The sequence below is a fragment of the Pediococcus stilesii genome (genome assembly GCF_001437075.1).
Classification (GTDB): Bacteria; Bacillota; Bacilli; order Lactobacillales; family Lactobacillaceae; genus Pediococcus; species Pediococcus stilesii.
Genome location: NZ_JQBX01000016.1, coordinates 14,253 through 40,737 on the forward strand (window position 1 = coordinate 14,253; position 26,485 = coordinate 40,737).

At 39.0% G+C, this 26,485-nt stretch carries 26 protein-coding genes; 16 read left to right on the forward strand and 10 right to left on the reverse strand.

Annotated features, from left to right (window positions below; genetic code table 11):
• Window positions 1-54 precede the first annotated feature (54 nt).
• Window positions 55-744, forward strand: a complete 690-nt coding sequence (locus tag IV81_RS07320) for a 2,3-diphosphoglycerate-dependent phosphoglycerate mutase (protein WP_057803789.1) — start codon at window positions 55-57, stop codon at window positions 742-744.
• A gap of 66 nt (window positions 745-810) precedes the next feature.
• Here IV81_RS07320 and IV81_RS07325 read toward each other — a convergent pair whose 3' ends face one another.
• Entirely contained in the window at window positions 811-2,079 is a 1,269-nt protein-coding gene (locus IV81_RS07325) for an MFS transporter (RefSeq protein ID WP_057803791.1), read from the reverse strand.
• Between the two features lie 205 nt (window positions 2,080-2,284).
• Between IV81_RS07325 and IV81_RS07330 the strand changes: the two genes are divergently transcribed.
• The 3 genes from IV81_RS07330 (at window position 2,285) to IV81_RS07340 (ending at window position 5,463) form a co-directional block, all read left to right on the forward strand.
• Complete coding sequence (locus tag IV81_RS07330) at window positions 2,285-2,920, forward strand: NAD(P)H-binding protein (RefSeq protein WP_057803793.1); 636 nt, start codon at window positions 2,285-2,287, stop codon at window positions 2,918-2,920.
• A gap of 151 nt (window positions 2,921-3,071) precedes the next feature.
• Complete coding sequence (locus IV81_RS07335) at window positions 3,072-3,662, forward strand: MarR family winged helix-turn-helix transcriptional regulator (RefSeq protein ID WP_057803795.1); 591 nt, start codon at window positions 3,072-3,074, stop codon at window positions 3,660-3,662.
• 1 nt (window position 3,663) lies between these two features.
• Window positions 3,664-5,463 (forward strand): ABC transporter ATP-binding protein, encoded by a 1,800-nt coding sequence (locus tag IV81_RS07340; RefSeq protein ID WP_420848349.1) that lies wholly within the window; start codon window positions 3,664-3,666, stop codon window positions 5,461-5,463.
• A gap of 54 nt (window positions 5,464-5,517) precedes the next feature.
• Here the strand turns inward: IV81_RS07340 and IV81_RS07345 are convergent, their stop codons facing one another.
• From IV81_RS07345 to IV81_RS07355, 3 genes are all read right to left on the reverse strand, one after another.
• Window positions 5,518-6,048, reverse strand: a complete 531-nt coding sequence (locus IV81_RS07345; protein ID WP_057803798.1) for a GNAT family N-acetyltransferase — start codon at window positions 6,046-6,048, stop codon at window positions 5,518-5,520.
• 59 nt (window positions 6,049-6,107) lie between these two features.
• Window positions 6,108-6,713 carry a histidine phosphatase family protein gene (locus IV81_RS07350; RefSeq protein ID WP_057803800.1) on the reverse strand — a complete coding sequence of 202 codons (606 nt, stop codon included), beginning with the start codon at window positions 6,711-6,713 and terminating at the stop codon, window positions 6,108-6,110.
• A gap of 68 nt (window positions 6,714-6,781) precedes the next feature.
• Entirely contained in the window at window positions 6,782-7,387 is a 606-nt protein-coding gene (locus IV81_RS07355) for a histidine phosphatase family protein (RefSeq protein WP_057803801.1), read from the reverse strand.
• Window positions 7,388-7,731: 344 nt separating this feature from the next.
• On the opposite strand from IV81_RS07355, the gene IV81_RS07360 reads away from it, so the two are divergent.
• The gene (locus IV81_RS07360; RefSeq protein ID WP_057803802.1) at window positions 7,732-8,289 is read left to right on the forward strand and encodes a hypothetical protein; all 558 of its coding nucleotides are present in this window, start codon (window positions 7,732-7,734) and stop codon (window positions 8,287-8,289) included.
• Between the two features lie 72 nt (window positions 8,290-8,361).
• On the opposite strand, the gene IV81_RS07365 is transcribed toward IV81_RS07360, so the two are convergent.
• Together IV81_RS07365 and IV81_RS07370 are read right to left on the reverse strand one after the other, a co-directional pair.
• Entirely contained in the window at window positions 8,362-9,048 is a 687-nt protein-coding gene (locus tag IV81_RS07365; RefSeq protein ID WP_057803804.1) for an NADPH-dependent F420 reductase, read from the reverse strand.
• Between the two features lies 1 nt (window position 9,049).
• Window positions 9,050-10,096, reverse strand: coding sequence for an LLM class flavin-dependent oxidoreductase (locus tag IV81_RS07370; RefSeq protein ID WP_057803806.1), 1,047 nt, complete (start codon window positions 10,094-10,096; stop codon window positions 9,050-9,052).
• Between the two features lie 212 nt (window positions 10,097-10,308).
• On the opposite strand from IV81_RS07370, the gene IV81_RS07375 reads away from it, so the two are divergent.
• The 8 genes from IV81_RS07375 to rbsU all read left to right on the forward strand — a co-directional run bounded on the left by IV81_RS07375 (window position 10,309) and on the right by rbsU (window position 19,799).
• Window positions 10,309-12,021, forward strand: a complete 1,713-nt coding sequence (locus IV81_RS07375) for an ABC transporter ATP-binding protein (RefSeq protein WP_057803808.1) — start codon at window positions 10,309-10,311, stop codon at window positions 12,019-12,021.
• Between the two features lie 3 nt (window positions 12,022-12,024).
• Window positions 12,025-13,788, forward strand: a complete 1,764-nt coding sequence (locus IV81_RS07380) for an ABC transporter ATP-binding protein (RefSeq protein ID WP_057803810.1) — start codon at window positions 12,025-12,027, stop codon at window positions 13,786-13,788.
• Between the two features lie 403 nt (window positions 13,789-14,191).
• On the forward strand, window positions 14,192-15,535 hold the full coding sequence (locus tag IV81_RS07385; RefSeq protein ID WP_057803812.1) for an Nramp family divalent metal transporter: 1,344 nt from the start codon (window positions 14,192-14,194) through the stop codon (window positions 15,533-15,535).
• A 270-nt stretch (window positions 15,536-15,805) separates the two neighbouring features.
• Window positions 15,806-16,129 carry a hypothetical protein gene (locus tag IV81_RS07390; protein WP_057803814.1) on the forward strand — a complete coding sequence of 108 codons (324 nt, stop codon included), beginning with the start codon at window positions 15,806-15,808 and terminating at the stop codon, window positions 16,127-16,129.
• Window positions 16,130-16,355: 226 nt separating this feature from the next.
• Complete coding sequence (rbsR, locus tag IV81_RS07395; RefSeq protein ID WP_057803816.1) at window positions 16,356-17,354, forward strand: ribose utilization transcriptional repressor RbsR; 999 nt, start codon at window positions 16,356-16,358, stop codon at window positions 17,352-17,354.
• A gap of 133 nt (window positions 17,355-17,487) precedes the next feature.
• Entirely contained in the window at window positions 17,488-18,393 is a 906-nt protein-coding gene (gene rbsK, locus IV81_RS07400) for a ribokinase (protein ID WP_057803817.1), read from the forward strand.
• A gap of 88 nt (window positions 18,394-18,481) precedes the next feature.
• The gene (rbsD, locus tag IV81_RS07405) at window positions 18,482-18,877 is read left to right on the forward strand and encodes a D-ribose pyranase (RefSeq protein ID WP_057803832.1); all 396 of its coding nucleotides are present in this window, start codon (window positions 18,482-18,484) and stop codon (window positions 18,875-18,877) included.
• Between the two features lie 37 nt (window positions 18,878-18,914).
• On the forward strand, window positions 18,915-19,799 hold the full coding sequence (gene rbsU, locus IV81_RS07410; RefSeq protein WP_057803819.1) for a ribose/proton symporter RbsU: 885 nt from the start codon (window positions 18,915-18,917) through the stop codon (window positions 19,797-19,799).
• 84 nt (window positions 19,800-19,883) lie between these two features.
• On the opposite strand, the gene IV81_RS07415 is transcribed toward rbsU, so the two are convergent.
• The 3 genes from IV81_RS07415 to IV81_RS07425 all read right to left on the reverse strand — a co-directional run bounded on the left by IV81_RS07415 (window position 19,884) and on the right by IV81_RS07425 (window position 22,525).
• Window positions 19,884-21,059: a multidrug effflux MFS transporter gene (locus IV81_RS07415; protein ID WP_057803821.1), complete on the reverse strand. Its 1,176-nt coding sequence runs from the start codon at window positions 21,057-21,059 to the stop codon at window positions 19,884-19,886.
• 146 nt (window positions 21,060-21,205) lie between these two features.
• Window positions 21,206-21,727 carry a GNAT family N-acetyltransferase gene (locus IV81_RS07420; RefSeq protein ID WP_057803823.1) on the reverse strand — a complete coding sequence of 174 codons (522 nt, stop codon included), beginning with the start codon at window positions 21,725-21,727 and terminating at the stop codon, window positions 21,206-21,208.
• Window positions 21,728-21,811: 84 nt separating this feature from the next.
• Complete coding sequence (locus IV81_RS07425) at window positions 21,812-22,525, reverse strand: MerR family transcriptional regulator (protein ID WP_057803825.1); 714 nt, start codon at window positions 22,523-22,525, stop codon at window positions 21,812-21,814.
• A 201-nt stretch (window positions 22,526-22,726) separates the two neighbouring features.
• Between IV81_RS07425 and IV81_RS07430 the strand changes: the two genes are divergently transcribed.
• Genes IV81_RS07430 through IV81_RS07440 form a run of 3 tightly spaced genes read left to right on the forward strand, consistent with a single transcriptional unit; the run spans window position 22,727 to window position 25,227 of the window.
• Window positions 22,727-23,452 (forward strand): ABC transporter ATP-binding protein, encoded by a 726-nt coding sequence (locus tag IV81_RS07430; protein WP_057803827.1) that lies wholly within the window; start codon window positions 22,727-22,729, stop codon window positions 23,450-23,452.
• Window positions 23,449-24,591 (forward strand): ABC transporter permease, encoded by a 1,143-nt coding sequence (locus tag IV81_RS07435; RefSeq protein WP_057803828.1) that lies wholly within the window; start codon window positions 23,449-23,451, stop codon window positions 24,589-24,591. The genes IV81_RS07430 and IV81_RS07435 overlap by 4 nt, the downstream gene beginning before the upstream one ends.
• Window positions 24,592-24,594: 3 nt before the next feature.
• Window positions 24,595-25,227: a TetR/AcrR family transcriptional regulator gene (locus tag IV81_RS07440; RefSeq protein ID WP_057803831.1), complete on the forward strand. Its 633-nt coding sequence runs from the start codon at window positions 24,595-24,597 to the stop codon at window positions 25,225-25,227.
• A gap of 76 nt (window positions 25,228-25,303) precedes the next feature.
• Here IV81_RS07440 and IV81_RS07445 read toward each other — a convergent pair whose 3' ends face one another.
• Complete coding sequence (locus IV81_RS07445; RefSeq protein WP_236696851.1) at window positions 25,304-26,152, reverse strand: alpha/beta hydrolase; 849 nt, start codon at window positions 26,150-26,152, stop codon at window positions 25,304-25,306.
• Window positions 26,153-26,485: the final 333 nt, after the last annotated feature.

Sequence of the window (26,485 nt, forward strand, 5' to 3'; positions counted from 1 at the left end):
ATTGTAAAATTGTAGTGTTAGAAATTTATTTGAAGAAAGAGGTATTTAAACGATATGGCAAAATTAGTTTTAATCCGTCATGGACAAAGTCAATGGAACTTATCAAACCAATTTACTGGTTGGGTTGATGTTGATCTTAGCGACGAAGGTGTAAAACAAGCACAAAACGCTGGTAAGTTAATCAAGGAAGCTGGTCTTGAATTTGACCAAGCTTACACATCAGTATTGACACGTGCCATCAAGACTTTGCACTATGCTTTGGAAGGTTCAGACCAACTTTGGATTCCTGAAATGAAGACATGGCGCTTAAACGAACGTCATTACGGTGCTCTTCAAGGCCAAAACAAGGCTGAAGCTGCTAAGAAGTGGGGCGATGACCAAGTTCATACATGGCGTCGTTCATACGATGTTCTTCCTCCACTATTGAGTGCAGATGATGAAGGATCAGCAGCAAACGACCGTCGTTACGCTGACTTAGACCCACGTATCATTCCTGGTGGTGAAAACCTCAAGGTAACTCTTGAACGTGTTATTCCTTTCTGGGAAGACGAAGTTGCTCCTAAGTTGATTGATGGCAAGAACATCATCATTGCTGCACATGGTAACTCACTTCGTGCATTGAGCAAGTACATCGAAGGTATCTCTGATGAAGATATCATCAACCTTGAAATGGCAACTGGCGAACCAGTTGTTTACGACTTCAACGAAAAGCTTGAAGTACAAAGCAAAACAAAGCTTAACTAATTTTAGTTAATGTAAAAAGTGCTGAATTCCCCTCCTTGGGAATCAGCACTTTTTTTAGTATACTATTTATTTTTCTGAGGCATTAATTTCACTTTGTAAGTCAAGATCATAGCGGCGAGCGCTAGGTAGAAAGAGAATTAAAATTCCACACAAAACGCTCCCGATGCCACCAATTAGGAATAAATTTTGGACACCAATTTGGTCCCCAAGCGGTCCGGCAAAGATGAGGCCAATTGGGCCGCCGATGCTCATCAAGCTGCCAAAGACTCCCATGATTCGACCGAGTATTTCTGGCGGATAGCTTTGTTGGATCATCGCCATTAGCATGGTGTTGAAAAAGGGGACTGAAAAGCCGGCAATGCCGTTTAAGCCGATGAAAATCCAAAATCCAAGGGTGGTTCCAGGAAGCAATCCGGAGCCACCAATGGTGATCCCAACAATAAAGAAAGCAATGATTAATGGAATCATGCGATTATGCCAATTTTTTTGAATCCCAATGATTGCACCACCGAATAACATTCCCACTGACCAAACTACTTCTACAATTCCCGCCTGAGCAATCGTCCCGTGAAAATATTGAACAGTCATTAATGGATACATTGAACCAACTGGCATAAATAAGAGCGTAAAAAGAGTACCGATCAAAGTGATTCGCCATAGTCCAGGACGGGTTCTTAGTTTTTTTAACCCAAAAATGGCATCTTGCCCGGCGTGAACTTCCGTAACGGCATTAGCAGAATTGTCGGGGATTTTTACCAAGAGTAGTAGACTAGCCCCAATGATAAAACCAATCACATCCAGAAGAATCAAATATTGAATTGAGACGATGCTAAAAAGAAATGCTCCAAGCGCGGGAGCAATGATAAAATTGGCGGATTGAATCATTCCCAATTGACCATTAAACCGCGTCAATTCGTCGGCAGGAACCATGGTTGGGAGTGCCGACTGGATCGTGGGTTGCTGGAAAGTTTGGGCGACGGCTCGCATAAATAGACTAACAAATACTAGCCAGAGCGGAAAACTGGATTCCAAACTGCCTGCAATACTAAGAAAAACCGCAAAAATGGCAACAATTGCGTCGGTAATAATTAACAGAGCACGTTTGTTAGAGCGGTCAATTAGTCCACCAACAAATGGGGATAATAGGATCATTGGTAGCATTCCCAAAATTGAAGCAACACTTAGAATCGTTGCCGATTTTGTTTGCATAGTTAGGTACCAAATAATTGAATACTGAACAATCATACTGGTAATTCCTGAAAGAAACTGTCCAGTTAAAAAGATATAAATGTTTTGTTTCCAATTTTGGATCCCGGATAGTTCAAAATTTGGCATGTAAATCACCTTCCTTGAATTGGATTAGCTAGAAAAGCTTACCAAAGGGCAACCTACTAGTCAACGAAGAACAATTACCTCATTGTATTTTTTATGCAACAAATAATTGATACTCGGATTTAATTGCTCAGATAAGTGGTAGTATTCATATTATCATTGATATTTTTGTATAATTAGTTAAAAGAACAGAAGTAGGAGGTTTGTCATGAAAGTATTTATTGTTGGATCGACTGGAAGGGTTGCGTCAAATTTAATCAAGAACTTAGTAGATAGAGGCCACGAAGTTTTTGCGGGAGCTCGTCAGATAGAACGGGTTGTTAAAATGGACCATGTTCACCCGGTTCATTTAGACTTACATGCGGACGTTGATGTAATTAGTGAAGTAATTGATAGCGTTGACGCAGTTTATTTTGTGGCGGGATCCCGTGGGAAGGATCTGCTTCAAACGGATGCCTTTGGGGCAGTAAAAGTGATGCAGGCGGCCGAAAAAAATGAAATTAAACGGTTCATCATGTTAAGTTCAATGTATTCTTTAGAGCCCGAACAATGGCATCGACGGGGACTTGATCAGTTAACAAATTACAATATTGCCAAATTCTTCGCTGATAATTATCTTGTAAATCAGACAAGTCTCGACTATACCATTCTTCAACCGACTACCTTAGTTGAAGAAAAAGGAAGCGGAAAGGTTTCAATTGGTACAGCGACAAATTCGACAAACTCAATTGAAAATGTTGCTGCCGTACTTGCCGCAATTTTGGACGCTGATAATACCATCGGAAAAGTAATCATGATGAGCGATGGGAATGATGAGATTGGGGCGGCATTAGCTGAAATTTAATTCATGAGTTAATTTAACTGGGACTGAAAGGTCCTTTTTTTATTTCTTTAATTTTAGTTAGTTTGAGTATTGACAAACTAAATAATTCGCAATACAATTTATTTTGTTAGTTAAGATATCAACTAAATAAATTAATAGGAGATTTTAGATTATGAATAAAAATGAAATTTTAGACAACTTGATGAAGATTACGCATCAGCCATTTTTAGTTTTTGCAAATAATGTTGAGGAAAAGACGGATAGTGCATTTGAAACACTTAAGTTACTTAACGATGAAGAAAATGTCACTGCTGGTAGAATTTCAGAAGTATTGGATGTCAAACCATCGAGTGTAACCCAAATTATTAAAAAATTGGAGGAAGCGGGAACCGCAATCCGTGAAAAATCTGAACAAGATTCACGGGTAACTTTAGTTAAAATTACTGATAAGGGCCGGGAAAGTTTGTCGGCACATGGTGCGATTGGATCAACCCTAAAAGACGTTTTATTTGAAGATTTTACCAACGAAGAACTTGACCACTTAAATGATTATCTTCAGCGAATGGCGGATAATATTTCAAGCGATAAATTCCAAGATAAGCTGGAAGAGATTTTTAATAATGATCAGCGATGGGAACGTTTTGGGAAAATGAGTCCATTTTTCGCTAAAGCACGAAATCAAATGCTAGCACATAATCATCATCACCGAGACTTCGACGGTCATTTTGGCGGATTTGATGGATGGAAGCGGGGCCGTCGTTAAAATGGATTCAAATAATCAAAGGGGATTTAATGATGCGGTTCGGAAGGATCAGACGAAGTTTAAATTTAAAGACTTCACGACGTTAATTCAAAAGACGCAACCGAATTACTGGTTATTACTTTTTGGCGTTTTACTTCTGGCCGTTAGTTCAGGTGTACAAGTTTACGTTCCAAAACTCGCTTCAACGTTAGTCAATAATTTTACTAAAGGGGTTAATTATGGTCTATTGGGTGAAGTGGTTGGACTATTCGTTGCCGCGGCTTTGATCTCGGCAGTGGGTGGTACGATTCTTGGTATTTTTGGTGAAGATGTTATTCAGAACTTGCGAAAAAGACTGTGGAAGAAACTAACGACTTTAAAAGTAAGTTACTTTGATACGGTTAAAGCTGGTGAAATTTCGAGTCGGTTAGTCAACGATACGACACAAGTTAAACAGTTGTTAGCCGCCACCTTTCCGCAAACCTTGGCGAGTGTCATCACCGTAATTGGAACAATCTACATGATGATTCGGATGGACTGGCACATGACGCTAGCAATGGTGATCGCTGTACCCGTGGTGATCATCTTCATGATTCCGATCATGACTTTTGGAACCAAGGTGGGTCATATTCGACAAGATGCGTTAGCGCAATTTAACGGAGTGGCAAATGAAACGTTAAGCGAAATTCGGTTGGTGAAAACGTCCAATGCCGAAGAACAGGCACAACGGCGGGCAACACAAGAAGTCAATCGACTATTCAAAATTGGAAAAAAAGAAGCCATTTTTGATGCAACGATGCAGCCGTTAATGATGATGGTGTTTATGAGCATGGTTTTTGGTCTTTTAGCATACGGGATGCATCGGATTGCGATTGGGGCAATGGCGATCGGAACCTTGATGAGTTTTCTAATGTACCTCTTTAACTTAATCGGAGCGATGCCAACGATTGCCACTTTGTTTTCAGAGCTAGCGAAAGCAGCCGGTTCAACACGCCGGGTGGAGGAACTATTGGAAGAGGAACCTGAAGATTTTGAGGCTGGAACGGATGTTGATTTAGCCCATAAAGTATTGTCTGTTGATCACGTCGATTTTGCTTATGCCGATGATCCAGATGATCAAGTGCTAAAAGATATTTCGTTTAAAGCTGAACCCAATCAAATCATCGCGTTTGCGGGTCCTTCGGGCGGTGGAAAATCAACCATTTTTAGTTTGCTAGAACGTTTTTACGAACCGACGAGTGGAACAATTAAATTTGATGACATCGACGTGCACGATATTAAATTGACTGATTATCGAAAACAAATTGGGTTTGTCTCACAAGATTCAGCGATCATGGCTGGAACGATTCGGGACAATTTAACCTATGGGCTGGACAAAGAGTTTGCCGACGATCAGCTTTGGAAAGTCCTCGATTTGGCATACGCACGAAATTTTGTCGAAAGTATGCCTCAAAAGCTCGATACTGAAGTGGGTGAACGAGGCGTTAAAATTTCTGGTGGACAACGGCAACGCATCGCCATTGCCCGCGCATTTCTTCGTGATCCTAAAATTTTAATGCTGGATGAAGCCACTGCTAGCTTGGATTCGGAGTCTGAAATGAAAGTCCAAGATGCGTTAACCAATTTGATGAAGGGTCGCACAACTTTGGTAATTGCCCATCGTTTGGCAACCATCGTGGATAGTGACCGAATTTACTTTATCGAAAAGGGCCAAGTAACCGGTTCCGGAAACCACCAAGATCTGGTGAAATCGCATCAAACGTATGCGAAGTACGTTAGTGAACAGTTTAAAGTGGGTATATCATCAGAAATGAATAATTAAGATAAAAAAATAAAACTTCGATATTAGGTTTCTCAATATCGAAGTTTTTTGATGTCAAAACGTTGTTGCCCGCATTAAACCAAAGGAAAAATGCCGAATCAAATCTTTGTAATCTTGCGCAGAGAAGCTGTCAGCAGTAGATAAGATATCATAAACAACATTTTGTTCCTTAGATTTAACACCGGTGTCTTTGAACCCATTCTTGAAGTAGAATTTTTGCCGGCTTTGGCGCTGTTGATAGTTAGCGGAAGTTGAGTCAACAGTTTCAATTTCCAAAAAGATTTGATCATCTGGGTAGTGCGTTTTCAGCCAGGTTAAAATCTGAGTTCCATAACCCTTCGACCGAATTGAACCATCAACGGCAAAAAAGAGTAAGAATAGATTGTTATTTTTACGAATAAAGTAGGTCAAACCACAGAAAATATCTTCATCAAAGAAAGCCAAAAAGTTGATTCCACGGCGATGAGATAGTGCACGTAAAAGCCAGATTGGCATCTGTTCTTCCTTTGGAAAAGCTGTTTTAAAAAGCTTAACGATTTGGCGATATTCTGGTAATTGGCGATTGACTATTTTGGTTTGTAACATAGAGTCCTCCGTGATTGTTTGGTCCAACTTATCATGAACGACTAGGGAAAAGCAAAGTTTTACACAACACTTTGATTGTAGCTGTCCATTCGAGGAGGAAACTGATTGCTACCATCAAAATGAAGATGGCTTAATGAAACGTTGTCCACCGTGCCAAAATTAGCAATATCATTGCTAAATGCGGCAGCTAAAAGTGCCCGAGTGGTCATGCCATGACAGACAACTAAAATGGACTGATCGTCATGGTTTTGTTTGAGTTCTTCTAAAAAGTCTCCAGCTCGTTGAATTAAATGAGCATAACTTTCCGCACTTGGGACGTAGTCAACGTAGTTATTTTTAAGCATCCCCAAATGCACAAAGGCTTGGGGATATTGTTTGAAAATTTCTGCCTCAACTTGACCGTCCCAGTCCCCAAAATCCAGTTCTTTTAGTCGCGCATCATATTCGATCGGGGTGTCTTTACCGACCAAAATTTGGGTAGTTTGTTGAGCGCGTTTCATCGGACTAGAAAAAACTTGGTCAAATTGATGCCAGTCGTAGGCGGCACTGACCTTTTTAGCATATGCGATTCCTTCATCAGATAAATTAACATCAGATCGCGCTCCAGAAATGCGGCCACTGTTATTATCAGTACTCATACTGTGTCGAACAATTGTTAAATCCATAATTAAAAATACCATCCTAAATTAATTGAAATCTAAAAGGGGCCTTTCAGCCCCAGTAATAGTAGTTATTATACTAATTTTTGATTATAGCTGTATAAACGAGGATCGAAATTATTTTTTGGATCGAAGTATACTTCATTTAAAGTGACGTTATTAACGGTGGTGAATTCCGATACCTTCGAATTAAAAATAGCAGCGAACAGCGCACGGATGGTCATCCCATGGCAAACTAATAAAACGGAGCGGTTCGCGTAAGGACCAATTATATCACTTAAGAAACTTTTTGAACGAAGAACTAAATCTGCATAACTTTCGGAGTTCGGCGCAAAATTAGAGTACTTTTCATTGAACATTCCAGCGTAGTCGAAAACGTCTGGATGTTTAGCAAATAATTGTTTCTCATCGGCCCCTTCCCAATCACCAAAATGAAGTTCAGATAAACGTTGGTCAAGTTTAATGTTAGGACTGTCATTCGTCAGAATTTGGGCTGTTTGTTGTGCTCGCCGAAGTGGACTGGCAAAGACTTGATCAAAGCGATCCCAATCGTAAGCTTCACGAACTTTTTTCGCATAGTCAATTCCAGCGGGGGATAATTCAACGTTTGACCCAGCGCCCGAAACACGTCCAGCATGATTGTCAGTACTAATACTGTGTCGAACAATAACTAAATCCATAGATAAAAATCCTCACTCTCAAATGTTATTAATACGCTTACAATACGATAATAAAGGTGTTTGGTCAAGGACGTAAAATCGGTGCAATTAACGATTAAACGTATTAATCCACGGATTGAACCCAGCAAACGCTTTGTTTTGCTCGTTGATTTCGTGTGTAATTTGGCATTCAATTTCCAACTTTTTTAACGTTAATAATGCGTTTACGTACGTTTATACGAAAAAATGTAATCCGCCACAGAAGAGAGTAAAATATTAATTGAAAGCGGATACATTTTGGGGTGATCGATAGAAGAATCAATAGTGACAAGTCGATTACGAGTTTACTGATGGAGGGATGTCTTATGGATTTTAAATTTGGAAAGAGAATTAACTATCATCCGATAATACAAAGTGTGATTTGTGGAGTGATTGCCGCGCTAATTATAATGTTATTTCAAGTATCGTTGATCGGAATCATATTGAGCGGAGCTGCGGTTTTTCTGCTGGTTAGTTTGGGATATTATCCGCATTATCTTACTTATTTATACGGCGCATGGGAAATATCAGGCGATAAAATTTATTATTATGATATGAGTACGTACGGACGCCGATTGAAGCAAGTTTTTAGCCCGACTCAAAGTAAATTTGAAGTTATTAATTTTGAAGATATCAGCGAAATGCGTGTTGTTCAAAATAAAGATCAAATAACATCTAAATCAATTTTAGGAACGTGGTATTTACCAGAATTATTTATGCCATGGCTTCGGCCAAAATATTTAATTGCAGTAAAAACAAGGGGTGGCAGAACAATTAATATTGATTTATCTTGGGATCAAATGTGGAGTAAAAAAGATGCCACATCTGAAATTAGAGACGCCATCGCTTATCTTAAGCAGAGTAATATGATGATGACTAGGTAATAGGTTTTAATTCTTTAACTAAAAAATGAGGTTTCCACCGCTCAATTCGAGCCGTAGAAACCTCATTTTAATTTACTTAATTTCACCGCCACGAGCTTCAATGATCTTTTTGCCAAAGGAGCTGTCGTAAATGTGGTCGATTTTTTCTTTGAATTCTTCAGTTGTGATCGCTTCACCGAACAGTGGGCTGCCGGGTTCGAGATAGAGTCCAAAGCGTAATGCACCTAAATCGAATGGAGCAAATCCAAAGTTAGTAATGATTTCTTCAACCGTTGGACGGATGGAATCGTGATTAGTTGCATAAGCCATTGCTCGTTTTTCATGAGGATGACGGTCAACTTCGATTTCAAGATCGTGATAGCCCATGTGATTGAACGCCTTGGCCACCAAGCTATCTTTAAGATGTTCTTGGATTACCTCGGAGGAAGACTTCTTTAAATCGGAAATCGTATTGGTCGTCCCATCAACTTCAAACCAGTAGTTGGTCGCATCCAAGGCGATTTTTCCAGCGAAGGCTTCTGGATCTAAATTGCGATAGTGACTTAGTGGAATCGCTAAAATAATTACGTCAGCATTCATAACCACTTCTTCAGCCGTCATTACCGTTGCGCCGGGCGCCATGGTTGCCATAATCCAGTTTAATTGACTAACGGGATGGCGATTGGCAATGATGATATCGTATCCAGCCTGAACGCCCAAACGAGCAAGCGTGGAACCTAACTTACCAGCACCTAAAATTCCAATAATTGGTTTTGCCATACTATTCGCCTCCCAGCAATTCCTTTACGCGAGGAACAACCTTTTCGCCGTACAAGCGAATGGTTTCATTTCGTTGATGAAGGAGTTGTCCACCAGTTCCGTATACTAAATCGAAACGGTTCATATCAAGATCTTTCATATTCTTAGCGATTTTTTGAGCAACTTCTTCTGGTGTACCCACGTAGTAGGAACCCTTATCAACTTCAAATTCAAAACGATCACGGCTCATTGGTGCCCAACCACGGTCAGCACCGATGCGGTCCATCGAAGCTTTGATGTATTCCCAGCCAACGCGCTTGGCTTCTTCACCATCTTCTAGAATGATTCCATGCGAATGCATTCCGAGTGGTTGAAGGGGTTTCTTAAATTGATCTGAAGCTTTTTTATAGAGTTCAACGTAAGGTTTGAATCGTGATGGTTCACCACCGATGATTGCTAAAATCACGGGATAACCGTAGTATACGGCACGTACAATTGAGTCAGGCGATCCACCAACACCGACCACTGTATCAATCGTTTCACCCTTTGGAAGTTGTGGATAGACGGTTGTATCAGTCAATTTTTGAGTTAACTTACCGTTCCAATTCATTGCTTCGCCCTTCAAGAGTTCCTGCCACATTGCGATTTTTTCTTCAAAAAGATTGTCGTAATCTTCCATATTAAAACCAAACAATGGGAAAGACTCTGTGAAAGAGCCCCGTCCTAACATAACTTGTTCCCGACCGTTTGATAAAGCATGAAGGGTTGAGAACCGTTCGAAGACTCGAACAGGATCATCCGAGCTAAGTACTGTGACTGCGGTACTCAACTTAATATTTTTGGTTACTTCAGCAATTGCTGCTAAAACAATCTCTGGGCTGGACACGGCATACTCTGAACGATGATGTTCACCGAGCCCGATTACATCGATTCCCAATTCATCGGCTAGCTTTGCTTCTTTAATCAATTGTCGAAGTGCTTGACCAGCATCTAGTTGTGTACCGTCTTCGTTAAAACCAATGTCACCAAATGTTTCGATCCCAAAAGTATATTTTTCTTTTTCAGCCATTTATATTAAGCCTCCGTTTTTTATTATCTTTCACTTACTTTATGTAAGTATACATTCTTTAAAATTAAATGCAAGTTTAAAGTCCACTAAGAAAAGTATTTTGTTTTTATCGAATTTTAATCATTTTATAATAAAATTCTCCAAAATCGTTTATAAACCGTTTAGTTCATAGTAGAATTAAACAATATATTGAAAAATGAGGAGGAACGCTTGTGGATATTGTGTTAAAACAGGTTCCAAAATACTGGAAATCAATTGTGGGATCGTTAATCGCAGTGACACTGATGGTTGTTTCAACTCTATGGCAACCTAAATTATTACAGGATGTAATTAATGCCATTATGAGAAATAATCAAGATCAAATGCTAGCGCTAGGGGTTCAACTGATTGTGATTGCGGTAATTGGATTGATTGCAGGGGTGATAAATACAATTTTAGCTGCACGGGTTGCCCAAAGCATTGGTGCCGACACTCGTGAAATGGTTTATCGAAAAATCGAAGACTTTTCATTTGAAAATATCGAAAAATTTCAGGCTGGTAACTTAGTGGTTCGACTGACGAACGATATTAACCAAGTTCAAAATCTGGTAATGACAATCTTGCAATCGTTGATCCGGGTTCCATTTCTGTTTATTGGTTCGTTTATCTTAGCGATTGTGACGATTCCACAACTTTGGTGGATTATCGTGGTGATGGTGATTGTAGTCGGATTAGTATCGGCCATTGCAATGGGTAAAATGGGTAAGCACTTTGAAAAGTTACAAAATTTGATTGACCGGCTTAATCAAATTGCCAAAGAAAATTTGGCTGGGGTGCGAGTGGTTAAATCTTTTAACCAAGAAGAAAATCAAAAAGCAAAATTTAACGTAGTTTCAGATGAGTTTAATCAGGAAAACATAAGTGTCGGAATGATCTTTTCCATTATTATTCCAGCGTTTTCAATGATTGGCTATGCGGCATTGGTTTTGGCGATTTATTTAGCAGGAAATATTGCACAAAATAATCCAGAAATTGTCGGAGCGGTGGCGTCGTTTACCAATTATCTGATTCAAGTCGTTTTTGCCCTGGTGATGGCTGGAATGATGATGACATTTAGTGCCCGAGCGTTGGTATCACTAAGACGTTTGCATGAGGTGCTGGATACAAAGCGAACTTTAGTTTATAAAGATGTTCCAGAACAGAATTTAACCGGAACAGTTGAGTTTCAAGATGTATCTTTCAGTTATGCCGGTGATGATCACCCAACTTTAAAAGATATTAGCTTTCAAATTAAGGCAGGGGAGATGATCGGAATTGTTGGTGCAACTGGTTCTGGTAAATCGACACTTGCACAATTGATTCCGCGTTTATATGATCCACAAAAGGGCGCCGTTCGGGTTGGCGGGGTCAATCTGAGGGATGTCAATGAAAAATCCTTAAGGAAAACGGTGTCGTTTGTACTGCAACGTGCGATTCTCTTTTCAGGAACAATTGCAGACAACCTCCGCCATGGAAAAGAAGACGCCACCCAGGCGGAAATGCAACGTGCAGCTGGGATCGCTCAAGCAACGGAATTTGTTGATCGCCTTCCTAATCAGTATCAAGCGCCCGTTGAAGAACGCTCATCTAACTTTTCTGGCGGACAAAAGCAACGCTTATCCATTGCGCGTGGCGTGATTGGTAAACCGCCGATTCTAATTATGGACGACTCGACTTCAGCGTTGGATGCTAATTCAGAAAAATTGGTTCAAAAAGCGTTACATCAGGATTTAAAGGGGACTACAACTCTAATTATTGCTGAAAAAATTTCATCAGTTATTCATGCGGATCGAATTTTTGTCATGGACCAGGGTCGATTGGTCGGAGTGGGCAGTCATCAAGAGTTGTTAAAAACAAGCGCGATTTATCATGAAATTTATGAAACACAACGGGGAAGGGAGGAATAACCAATGAGCGAATTTAAACGTACAACTAAATTCTTTTACGACTACATGAAAGAATATCGACTGGGATTTTTGGTTACGACCGTTGCCCTTTTGGCATCAACCTATTTTCAGGTTAAAGCGCCCGTTTTTCTTGGAAATTCCATCACGGAATTGGCAAAGTACGTTTCGGATACCGAAAAAAATCAGAATCAGTTTTGGCAGGCACTTTGGTTGCTGTTAATCTTTTACATTCTATATAGTGTCGGATCGTTTATTGCAAGTGCGGCAGTTACTTTGATTTCTGGGTATTCAACAAACAACATGCGAAGGGGATTGTTTGGAAAGCTACAGCGTCTGACGATTCAATATTTTGACTCACATAAAGATGGCGACATCCTGAGCCGTTTTACGAGTGACCTTGATAACATTTCAAATGCACTGAATCAGTCGTTAATTGATATTTTAACCAATGTATTTATGATGGTTGGAATTATCATTATGATGTTTCGCGTTAACGTAACACTAGCTTGGGTCACAATGGCTTCGTCACCAATTGCGCTAATATTAGCGGCATATTTGATTCGGCAAACTCGGCATTATGTTAATTTACAGCAGGCAGAGGTTGGAAATTTAAATGGCTACATTAACGAACAGATTAGTGGTCAAAAAATCGTTATCACCAATGGATTACAAAAAAAGTCGATTAAGAACTTTATTCCCATTAATGAACGAGTTCGGCAAGCAACAACTAGGGGACAAATTTACTCTGGGATGCTGATGCCAGTGATGAACGGGATTTCGTTAGTTAATACGGCCATTGTGATATTTTTTGGTGGCTGGTTGGCGATGAATGGTGGCATGGAACGTGCAACGGCGCTGGGATTGGTAGTGATTTTTGTTCAATATTCGCAACAATTTTACCAACCAATCATCAATATTGCTTCACTTTATAGTATGTTTCAATTGGCAGTAACTGGTGCGCATCGTTTAACGGAGATTTTTGATGAGAAAGAAGAAGACACTGTTCCAGATGGAAGTGTCATGGAAAAAATCAAAAATGAGATTCAGTTAAGCAATGTTCGGTTTAGTTACAATACGAACACGGAAATTTTGCATGGAGTAAACATCAGTGTGGAAAAGGGCCACATGGTCGCATTAGTCGGTCCGACGGGATCGGGAAAAACAACGATAATGAATTTACTTAATCGCTTTTATGACGTCGATTCGGGGTCAATCACGATTGACGGGAAAGACTTAAGAAAGTTCAATCTGAAAAGTTTGCGGGATCACGTCGGGATTGTTCTTCAAGATAGCGTACTGTTTGATGGAACAATTCGAGACAACATCGTTTTCGGAAATCCTGAGGCAACGGATGATCAAGTGATCGCGGCCGCTAAACAAGCTAATATTCACGACTTTATCGAAAGCTTACCAGATGGTTATTTAACGCATGTTTCTGATGAAAATTCAATTTTCTCAACGGGTCAAAAACAATTAGTGAGCATCGCAAGGACGATTTTAACGAATCCCGAGTTACTAATTTTAGATGAAGCGACTTCCAACGTGGACACAGTGACGGAGGCTAAAATTCAAAAGGCAATGGATAACGTGATTCAAGGGCGGACGAGCTTTGTGATCGCCCACCGGTTGAAAACAATTTTAAACGCGGACAAAATTGTCGTTCTCCGAAATGGAAATGTAATCGAAGAGGGAAATCATGCGGAACTGCTCCAGCAGAATGGCTTTTATGCTGAATTGTATCGAAGTCAATTTGTGTTTGGAGAATAATTGTTTGGTTGCTATTCATAAAATATAAGTTGTTATAGATTTAATAGCCTATAGGAACAACTTTTTCTAACAATCGGTGTTGAATTGAGGTACGATTATCTTTAGAAATTTTGATTATGAAAAAAATTCTATTTTATGAACAACGCTATTATCAATAGTAAAGCGGTACCAAATAAATCAGCTTTAAAAATACTACTCTTAATTATCACTAACATTAACTAATGTGTTATAGTAGTTATGGTTTTTGAAAAGAGCGCTCCGTTAGAAAAAGAATATACTAACAATTCATTTGTCGATTGATCCATTTTTAACCAAGTTCCGCGCTTAAAAATGGGTCAGTTTTATGGTGGAGAGTTTATTTCAAGTTACCGAATTTCTAAACCAATAGAAAAGAGGGACTCATATGTCAGAGAAACTTGATGAAGTAGACAGTAAAAGTCTAGACGAAATCAACGGTAGTATTAAAGTACCGAAGAACGCGGGCTTTTGGAAAACGCTCATGGCGTATTCCGGACCGGGAATTTTAATTGCAGTTGGTTATATGGATCCAGGAAACTGGATCACATCAATTGCTGGTGGGGCACAGTTTAAGTACACGCTCCTTTCAGTTATTTTACTTTCCAGTTTGATTGCAATGCTATTGCAGGCGATGTCGGCGAGGCTTGGAATTGTAACAGGAAAAGATTTAGCGCAACTAACGCGAGAACGAACAAGTAAAAAGGTTGGGTTCTTACTGTGGATTGTTGCTGAATTAGCGATTATGGCGACTGATATCGCCGAAATCATTGGTTCAGGAATTGCGCTGAAGTTGTTGTTTGGAATTCCATTGGTTGTCGGTATTTTGATTACCGCTGCCGATGTTTTGATTTTGCTTCTATTGATGAAGCTCGGTTTTAGAAAAATTGAGGCAATTGTTGCAACCTTAGTAGCAGTTATTTTAATTGTTTTTGCTTACGAGGTGTTTCTCTCAAAACCAAGTATTTCTGGAATTATCGAAGGTTACTTCCCATCTTCAGAAATCTTGGGTAATAACTCAATGTTGTATTTATCACTAGGAATTGTTGGTGCGACGGTTATGCCGCATGATTTGTATCTAGGTTCATCAATTTCACAAACACGTGAAGTTGAGCGTCAAGACCGAAAGAATATTGCACAAGCCATCCGTTTTTCAACAATTGATTCTAATATGCAGTTATTTTTAGCTTTCATTGTTAACAGTTTGCTATTAATTTTAGGAGCAGCGCTATTTTATGGAACGGATAGTTCGCTTGGACGATTTGTTGATCTTTTCAATGCTCTTAGTAACAACCAAATTGTTGGTGCCATTGCTAGTCCAATGCTAAGTATGTTATTCGCAGTTGCATTGCTGGCTTCTGGTCAAAGTTCAACAATTACCGGAACGCTTTCAGGACAGATTATCATGGAAGGTTTCATTCGTTTACGGGTGCCACTTTGGGTTCAAAGATTAGTAACACGTTTGCTATCAGTGGCTCCGGTATTAGCCTTCGCAATCTATTATCATGATAATGAAGCTAAGATTGAAAACTTATTGACGTTCTCACAGGTATTCCTAAGTGTGGCATTACCATTTGCGGTAATCCCACTGGTGATGTATACAAGTAGCAAGAAATTAATGGGTGAATTTGCTAATAAAACATGGGTTAAGTGGTGCGCTTGGACTGCAACAATTGTCCTGATTTTATTAAATATTTATTTGATCCTTCAAACTATGGGATTAGTTAAGTAAAGAGTGTAGAGAACTTTAACTACAATTGAAGTTCATAATTTGTTTAAAATGTAAGTAATCGGGTTACGACAAGAATCGGTCGCAGCCCGATTTTTGTTATATGCGAATTAATCTGCGTCGAAAACTATAAAATTATCTATCCTTTAATAAGTAAAAACGGTATGTAATTTTTGCCTTTGGTTAAAATAAACCTTAAAATGTATAAAAGCGTGTTTTTTCAACTTTTGAACTATAACTGAATTTATTACAGATTTTATAGGGAGGGGCGCCATGGTTAACATTGAAGGTTTGACGGTTGCGGCAGACGCGGTATTTGGTGTCAACACTACCACGTGGATAAGGATTGCGTGGTTCATTGTATTGATAACTGGTGTAGTATTCGTTGTAAGCGGCTCGCTCTTAAACGAAAAAGATTTATTAGATGCACTCGAAAGTGGTGGATCGGGTGAAAATCTTTTGGTAGTCATCATTAGTTGGGTAATGAAACTTTTCCATATTAAAAATTCTTTGAAAAAAGCAGCGGTTGGAGTTGGCAGTATCATGGTAGCGTCGGCCGTTATTGGCATTTGGATTAATCTTAATCTATGGCTTTAATAGCTTTAAGGTAGCGATTTTGATAAGGTTATTGAAAAGAAACCAAATTTGTTTTGTCTTTTTTTACTTAACAGCTGAATCCTTGGCTCAACATTATTTTAATATACGAGCAAGGAAGAGCCGGTATGGGTTCGATACTCGAATTAAACAGACATAGACGGCGATTATTTACGTATATTGGTGTAAACTGATAAAAGAATAACGTTTTTAAATTATGGTGAAAAATATGGACAATAAAAAGATAACAATTAAGGACGTCGCAAAAAAATCTGGGGTTTCGGTTTCCACCGTTTCTCGAATTTTAAACGGATATGAACAAAATTTTACTCCTCGAACGGTTAGAAGGGTGCTAAAAGCCCGAGATGAATTGAGTTATGAACCTGATTATTTTGCTCGTCGAATGATAATGAAGGAAAGTAAGACCATTGGAGTGTTAATTCCAGATATTACTAATCCTTTTTTTAGTGAGTTAATTCGCGGCATCGAAAATATTTTATATAAGGAAAACTTCATTACGATGCTTTGTAATGCCGATTTGGATCAAGAAAAGGAAGATACTTACTTGCGGGAACTCACTCGGCGAGGCGTCGATGGCTTTATCATCGCGAGTTCGGCAATTTCCAACGAATCCATTAATGCAACTTTGAAGGCCAATGGACACCCGTTTATCGTTCTTGACCAAAAAAAGGCCGAGGGAATCAGTGACGCAATTATTACCGATGACTATACGGGAGGCCAATTGGCGGCTCAGCACTTAAAAGAACTTGGACACGAGCAAATTGCAATTGCAATGCCCAAAAACGCCCCTGCAAATATTCAAAAACGGCTGTCTGGAGTCCGGTCGATTTATGGTGAAGAACAGATTGACTTGGTGGATGCCGAATTATCTAAAACTGGTGGTCGAGCGGCAGTACCAGCCGTCTTAAAAACAACAGCCACTGCGATCTTTGCCATTAATGATGAAATCGCTTTGGGATTATACTTGGGATTGTCAGAAGCGGGTAAAAAAATTCCAGCAGATTACAGCGTGATTGGCTATGATAACATCGATATGTGTGAGTACATGGTTCCACAATTGACGACGATTGCACAGCCGATTTTTGAGTTAGGTCAGATTACCGCAAAAATGTTATTAGAAAGAATCGAAAACCCATCTAAAGACTGGGAAGAACGGATGTTACCGGTTAATTTGATTGAAAGATTTTCAACAGCGCATTTGAATTAATAATTTGAATGTGCTATATTTTTCTTAACCGATTAAAACGTTTTCATAAAACGTTTTATTAAAACGTTTTAATAAAACGTTTTATTAAAACGTTTTAATAAATTTATTTCAGCTAGTAAGTGGAGGTCACAATATGAATACTGTAACTATTATCGGAAGCATTAATTTGGATCGAACAATTCGCGTCAAACAGATGCCAAAACCCGGCGAAACAATGCATACCAAGGAAATTTTTTCTGCTGGTGGGGGCAAGGGGGCTAACCAAGCGGTAGCTGCTCAACGTTCCGAAGCAAAGACTAATTTTATCGGGGCGGTTGGTAATGACGATGCTGGTCGCGCAATGCTTGAACTTTTAAAACATGAAGATATTGATTTATCAGGTGTAACAACGATTGATAACGAAGCCACAGGGCAAGCTTACATTGTTGTTGACGATGCCGGAGAAAACGAAATCATGATTCACGCCGGTGCAAACGAAGCGTTTACTCCTGACTATGTTCAATCTAAAGCAGATTTAATTAAAGAAAGTGACTTCATCATTGCTCAATTTGAAAGCTCATTAGATTCAGTTACGGAAGCCTTTAAGATCGCTCGTGAAGCTGGTGTTAAGACGATTCTTAATCCAGCTCCTGCTGTTGAAAAAGTGCCAGATGATCTACTAGCAGTGACCGACATGATTATTCCTAATGAAACAGAAACGGAAATTTTAACTGGAATTGAAGTTACCGATGAAGCAAGTATGAAGAAGGCTTCTAAGGTACTTCATGACCAAGGCATTGAAGCCGTATTGATCACCATCGGAAGCAAGGGAACTTTCTACGATGTTGCTGGTAAGAGCGGTATTGTCCCTGCGTTCAAGGTTAAAGCAGTTGACACAACCTCTGCTGGGGACACATTCATCGGAGCCATGAGTAGTGTTTTGAACAAAGATTTTAGCAACCTAGAAGATGCCATTTTGTACGGAAATAAAGCTTCCTCACTAACTGTTCAAAGGTTTGGTGCACAACCATCGATTCCATATAAGAAGGAACTAAAATAAAGGATGTGGAGAAAATCGGAGGCTTTTGGTTTCTGAAATTCAACTAAACCACAAAAATAAAATCAAGCAAATACAAGGAGATTTTAAAATGAAAAAAACAAAGGTAATTAACTCAGATATTTCACGTGTAATCGCTCAAATGGGCCATTTTGATACATTGAGTATTGGTGATGCTGGAATGCCCGTTCCAGCTGGAACAGAAAAGATTGATTTAGCTGTTGATAATGGAATTCCAAGTTTCATTCAAGTTTTGACGAACGTTTTGGAAGAGCTTGAGGTACAACGAATTTATCTTGCTGAAGAAATTAAAACTGAAAATCCTAAAATGCTTGAACAAATCAAGGACTTAATGCCGGATACACCAGTTACGTTTATTCCACATTCAGAAATGAAAAAAGATCTTAGTGATGCTCACGCATTTATTCGTACTGGCGAAATGACTCCTTATTCTAATATAATCTTAGAGAGTGGCGTTGTATTTTAATTAGAAGTCACTGTTATTTGACATAAGGAGGAAACACATGAACGCTACAGCATTACTAATTGGACTTGGACCGCTACTTGGTTGGGGGCTCTTTCCCACGATTGCATCAAAAATTGGTGGTCGTCCGGTCAATCAAATCTTAGGAACAACGTTTGGTACATTGATTTTCGCTTTAGTCTTGGCAATGGTCAATGGACTAGCAATGCCGACAGGAATGGATTTGGTATTTACAATTCTTTCTGGAATTGGTTGGGCCAGTGCCCAAATCATTACTTTCAAAAGTTTTACAATGATTGGTTCGTCACGGGCGATGCCAATTACGACCGCATTTCAACTTCTAGGAGCCTCACTTTGGGGTGTGATTGCGCTGGGCAATTGGCCCGGAGTGAACGCTAAAATTTTTGGTGGGTTGGCATTGGTATTAATCATTATTGGTGCAACCTTGACTGTTTGGCAGGAACATAAAAACGAAGAGGGCTCAAAGCTTTTGACGCAAGCAGTGATCTGGCTTGCCGTTGGTGAAATCGGTTATTGGGCATATTCTGCAGCTCCTCAAGCGACAAAGGTTGACGGGATGCATGCTTTTCTTCCCCAAGCAATCGGAATGGTGATTGTAGCAGTGGTTTATGCGCTGTTCCTCTCAATGCGTGGAGAAAAGTTAGCGTTGACTGAGTCTGTATCATATCGCCAAATTTTTTCTGGATTCTTCTTTGCCTTTGCGGCATTGACGTACTTGATTTCAGCTCAACCAAACATGAACGGTCTCGCAACAGGATTTATCCTTTCGCAAACTTCCGTTGTGTTGGCAACTTTAACCGGAATCTGGTTCTTAGGTCAGAAGAAAACGCCAAAAGAAATGGCTGTGACAATCGGTGGATTGGTGTTAATTTTAGTCGCCGCAACAATTACGGTCATGATATAAAAATATTATTTGAAATTATAAAAGGGAGATGACGTCTTATGTCATCTCCCTTCTTTGTTGAAAAAATATTAAAATTCAGTTATTTTATTCGTGTCTAAACCTCAAAAAATAACTGACCGTCATTAAACCAGTGATTCCTAAGAAATAAAGTGGTAGCACGCCAATCCAACCGGTATGCAAGACGCTCATCAGATAAGTAAAGAAACTGATGACGAGGTAGTAAATGAAACTAAATATTCCACTGGCAACACCAATTACTTCTTCATAGCCAACTAGTGCGAGATTAAGTGCCATGGGAAGGGTAACATAGACGCCGTAGAATAGAACAAAGATGCAAATAATAAATAGAATAATGTTATCGGCAAATCCGGCGCCAACTAGTAGGAGGCTGCCGATTAGAGCTATTAGCAATCCTAACTTAGTGATTTTGGTTGGACTGAATCTTGTCACTAATCGGTTAATGGTAATTGATCCTAAAATGCTAGAAAGGGCAATTACTACACCTAAAACACCGTATTGAACGGAACTAGTGTGAAAATGGTTGATAAAAATAAAAGGCGCTTCAGCATAAAAGCTGAAGAGAAGGCCGTTAATTCCGCTAATCAATAGGCAATAGACCCAAACGTTTTTATCTGTCAGTAAGCGCAGCGTGATTGATTTGGCTGATGGTGCAGATTCACTTGAATTAATATTGTGATTGGTTTCCGGCAACCCCAAAAAGGTATAAAAAATTAGACTAACTGCGATAGCGATTAGAATGGAAAAGACGCTTCGATATCCGAAGTAGGTCTGCGCGATTCCACCTAAAAGTGGCCCAATTGCGGGTGAGAGGGCTAAAGCAGCACCGACATTGGCGAAAACTTTAGCACCCCTAGCACCAGTATAGGATTCACGCATGATGGATTGCGTGACAACGGAACCGGCACTGGCTCCGAAAGATTGCACGAGACGGAAAAAGATTAAGATTGCGAAATTAGGTGCAAAATGTAGCCCAATATTTCCGATTAAATAAACGATTAGTCCACCTAACATTGCTTTTCGACGTCCGACGTGGTCAGAATAACCACCCCAGAAAAGAACCCCGATAGCGAAAGCAACGAAGTATGAACTCATTGTTAGTTGTCCCGTTTTGGCCGTGACATTGAGTGCGTTACTTAATGCCGGTAAGGCAGGTGTAAAAATTGACTCGCTAATTTGTGGAAAGCCAACTAAAACAATAATAATTAATAGTGATGGAACTTGTTTTTGGACGTTTTTCATTTTATGCTCCTTAAATTTATTATGCAGAAAAACGTCCTAATTTTATTACGGTCGCACTAGCGATAAAACTTGCGTAAGTCAAATCTTTTCCTCCATGTAGATTGATAATCTGATCATTGTAACAAAGAATTCACTTGGATATCAAATTACAAATTCAATTCAAAAGCAACCCGTCGACCGTCCTCATGATCATTTACGTAAATAATTCCGGTGTATTCAAAATCAAAATCAGTGATCAATTTTTGCATGCGGCGATTCATTTCATGTGTATCGATTCGAAAGTTATGCAGTCCTTGTTGATAACCGATGGAAATTAAGTTTGAAAAGAAAAATTTGCTAAGCGACATACCTCGAAATTTTGACGAAATGGCAATTCGATGAATGGTCGCGTATTGTTCGATAATATTTTTCCAATGGCCGTCTTTAATGACATCATAATGAGGATCATTTGAAGTTAATAACGTTGCCGTTCCGGCGATCTCTTTTCCCACCATCAGTAACCAGCATTCATTATTTTGAATATCTTGCCTAAGTGTATTGATATTAGGTGAGCCATCTTGCCATTGGGGGCTTCCATCTTTTTTTAACAGTGCTTTTGCAGCATCAATGATTTCCATAATTTTTGAAAGATCTTCAATTTTAGCTTTTTTGATATAAATACTACTCATATGATCACATTCCTTAAGTTTTTATTCAGTATAAAACAAAATTCCCTAACAAAATACTTCGTTAGGAAATTTAGAGAAATTAATTTATTTCGAGATTTCAGCGCAAAATCCATGATAATGGCAGTTAGGACAGGTTAATTGACGCGTTTTAGGTGTATGCCGTGAAAAGAAAAAATCTTTAAGACGCGGTTGAAAGATTTTTTCACAGTTTGGACAGATATAGCGGACATTTCTATAGTAATTCGTCATTAAAAAGTAAACAAAAATAAAAACTGCGATAAAGCCAACAAGACAAGGTAGCCAGTTTCCGGTTACGATTCCATACCAGATAACACCGATTTCAAGCACATCGAGTATAAGGCCAAACGCAATTAAACGCGTTCTGAGCCAAAATAATTTTTTGCTTTTTTCCATGATCTTTTCAACGTCATTTAATGAATTTGGAGATAACGGTAGTCCGTTATTCAGACCATTTTCAACCTTAATGATCGAATCAAGTTGATCCTTTTTTTCTGAAATTTCCTGATCGAGTTGAGTTCTTTTTTGTTTTAAAAGATCTTTTAATACATTATTGAATTCTGAACTGTCGAGTAAATCTCTAATTGTGCTTAATGACAAGCCAAGTGATTTTAATAATAGTACAAATTTCAAACGTTTAAGTTCGGTGTCAGAATAGATTCTTCGTCCACCTTCGGATATTTTAAAAGGGATTACTAGTTTTTTTCGATCATAATATTGAACCGTCCGAATTGAAACGCCAACTTTTCGGGCCAAATCTCCAGTTGTATAAGTCGACATTGAAAATCACCTCCTTAGCTTAGTTATACATAATGACGTCGCGTAATTAGCAAGCATTATTTTTAAATTGAAGTATCTTTTCATATTTTAACTTTAATTGAACTTCAGATGTTGACATTTATAGGAAATGGAATAGAATATCCTTAAATAAGTGATTAATCACTCACCTGTCCATTCACTTTTTACATTGGAGGAAAGCAAATGACTCAACCAATAATTGAATTAAGTCAAATTGCTAAAAAATTTGGCAAACAAGAAGTTTTAAAAGAAATTGATTTTAACGTTGATGTGGGGCAAATTGTTGGTTTGATTGGACCTTCGGGGTCGGGGAAATCAACGATTATTAAAATTGCACTGGGAATGGAAGTCGCCAATCGGGGTGAAGCCAAGATTTTTGGCCAAAAGATGCCTAATCGGACCTTGCTTTCAAGGATCGGCTATATGGCGCAAACCGACGCACTATATTTGACGCTAACTGGTCGCGAAAACCTCAAGTTTTATGCGCAAATGAAGGGAATTAAAGGACAACAACTTCAAGAACAAATTCAGCATGTTAGTCAAGTCGTTGATTTAACGGATGCGTTGAACCGTAAAGTACAAGGATATTCGGGTGGGATGATGCGACGGCTCTCCTTGGCAATTGCGTTGTTGGGTGATCCCGAGTTGTTAATTTTAGATGAACCAACGGTGGGGATTGACCCAGCATTGCGGCGTCAGATTTGGGCGGAGCTAAAACGAATAAAAAATGATGGTAAAAGTGTTTTAGTAACCACCCATGTGATGGATGAAGCCGAACAAGTGGACCAGGTGGCATTAATCTTGAATGGCGATGTGATTGCGTTGGACAGTCCGACAGAGCTTAAAAGGAAGTATCAGGTGCCAACAATCGAAGACGTCTTTTTGAAAGCAGAGGGGGCTGAACAATGAGAACTATATCGATCATGCGACGGGTGCTAGTTGAACTTTTCCGAGATAAACGTACACTTGCATTAATGTTTCTTGCTCCAATACTAATTTTACTTTTAATGAGTTTTATTTTTAACAATAATGAAACGACCAATGTTAGCGTTGCTACGGTAGGAGTTTCTAAGTCAATAAATCGTGAATTGGACTCGATTAAACATGTGAAAGTAACCGAATATGATACAAACCAAAAAGCAAAACAAAGTTTAGATGACGAGCAGAACGACGCGATTGTTGAAAAGGATGGTAACAACTTTAGATTAACATACGCAAATACGGATGCTTCCAAGACAAATGCGGTTAAAATGGCCTTTGGCAACGCACTCACGGCTAATAGCATTAGTGAATTAAAACAAGGTTTAAAGAAGAGTACCGCAGCAATTTCTGAACTACAAGCGAAGTTAGCTTCAATCACTAAAACAAAAGTTAATGCACCGCAGGAGTCATCTCAACCTCAAGCACCAAAACTAATAAACCATTATGTTTATGGCGATGCGAATACGAGCTTTTTTGATAAAATATTGCCAATTTTAATGGGATTTTTCGTCTTCTTCTTTGTTTTTTTAGTGTCGGGAATGGCATTACTAAAGGAAAGAACAAGTGGTACACTCGACCGTCTTTTGGCTACCCCGGTTAAAAGATCCGAAATTGTTTTTGGATATATGCTTAGCTATGGTGTAATTGCAATTTTACAAACGATAGTAATTGTATTGGTGACGATCGGGTTATTGGGAACAGAAGTTGTTGGTAGCGTGTTTAATATCATCGTGATCAATTTACTTCTAGCGCTGGTAGCCTTAGCATTTGGAATTTTACTTTCGACTTTCGCCAATTCTGAATTTCAAATGATGCAGTTTATCCCGCTCGTAATTGTTCCGCAGGTCTTTTTTGCGGGAATTATTCCGCTAGATTCGATGGCAGATTGGGTTCGGAATATTTCATATATAATCCCGCTTAAATACGCCGGTGATGCCGTTAGTCAGATTATGATGCGGGGAACAAGCTTATTCGACCTTGGCGGGGATATCGGAGTGCTACTAATTTTTCTAGTAGTGTTAACAATTCTGAATATTATTGGATTAAAACGATATCGGAAGGTGTAGAAAATGACAGGAATTATATTTGATAACTATCGAATCTGGCTTGAAGATCAAAAAATACCCAATGGCCAGAAAAAAACTTTGCTTGCCGGATTGGACCTATTTGCAAAGCAGGGTTACGATGGAACGTCAACGGCGCAAATTGCTGAGTACGCTGGAGTTAGTCAAGCAACTATTTTTAAATATTTTAAAACAAAACAAGACTTATTGGTCGCGATTATAGGGCCCGTGATGCAGAATTTCTTCCCACTATATCGAGATGATTTTTTAGCAAAATTAAAAGAGTTTAAGACACTTAGAGAATTTGTTCATTTTTTTGTTCAAAACCGATATAAATTTGCTAAAGATAATGAGGATGCTGTTATGATTTTGATGACCCAGGTATTAGTAAGTCCACAAGTTAGAAAATTGATTATTGATACTCTGAAGAGATCAGATCGATCCATTCCAAATGAGGTGGGTCAAATTCTAAAAAATACAGGGGAAATTCGTTCTGATCTGGATGAAGTTACGCTTGTTCGGACTCTGATTGGCTCAATTGGAAGCTATTTGATCCAATCGCGCTTTTTAGGGGTTAAAGATGAACAACATGATCTCCGATTAATTGAAGAACAAATTATATCTTTTTTAAAAAAATAAACGTTTATTTTTGTAGTAATCTAATTAAAATAAAGCGTGTCAAAAGTCGATGGATTGGCTTTTGACACGCTTTTAATCACCATAGAAAGTTACTGATCTGTTTATCAACTTGCTCATTTTCGTGGAGTTGACTATGTTGAGCTTTAGGACCAAAGACACGGAATTCCTCATAGTTTTTGAAGCGACCACGGAGGAGATATCTTAACGACTGTGAAGAAACATTAGTTACATCACCGTCGGAGTTTGAACCATCGTTTAAATTACCATAGATGTTTAAAATATCAACCTGGTCCTTTGGAAAGTTATTGCGACGGTTAAGCTGATCTTTATAGTAAGAATTTAAAATTTTAGGCTCACCATTCGCTTGGATGGTATTCTCGTTCGCCTTGTCATCCCGGCCAAGAATGCCATCAAAATGCCCCGCAATATTAATTTGTTTTTGTAACTGAGGTAGCTTCTTATTAGGCCCATTATAGAGTTCATAGTACATCAAGGTTAAATTTCCCATCGAATGTGCAACAGCGTTAAATTGTTTAAATGAATGCTTTTTATTAACCGCCGTAAGCACGTTTTTAAACCAAGATTGAGTAACTTTGAAGTTGTTATTGCGATTATCCTGGAAAACGACCTGGACGATTGGGCGTGATACGTCCTTACTCCAATCACCTTTTAAAGTGACTTTACCATTTTTATCTACGGTTGCCGTAAATACCTTATGAGCGTTGCTATTTTTAGTAGCGTAACTGATCATGCCATTGGTCGAGTTAGCCGTCCCACTGTAACCATGGAGATAAAAGGTTGGTATGGTCGTTTGTGACTGCTTTTTTTGCTGTTGCGCAAATCCAGGAATCGCAAATCCAATTCCTACTGCGATAATAATACTAACAATCCATAAAAATACTTTGCCAGATGTTTTCATAAGCATGTCCTGTCCTTTTTATAATTGAAATTTTTAGAGGTTTTTGCGTATGCTTTAGTTGAACTCCGAAAGATTGAGTTCTGTGGCTAGCTACGTCCAGCACAATGCCTTGCTTCGCAAGTCCTTGCACCAGACTATGCTAGTCCTCAAACTCAGCCCATCTTTCTCCGTATCCTGATTTTAGTTGAGTTCCAGAAACCAGAAGTCTGCGGTTAGTTACGCCATGACCAACATCCACCAAGCCCGTGGATATTCGGCATAGCTAGACTAATCCTCAACTTCTACCCGGTTTCTTTCACATCCTGATTTTAGTCGAACTCCGAAAGGCAAGAGTTTCCG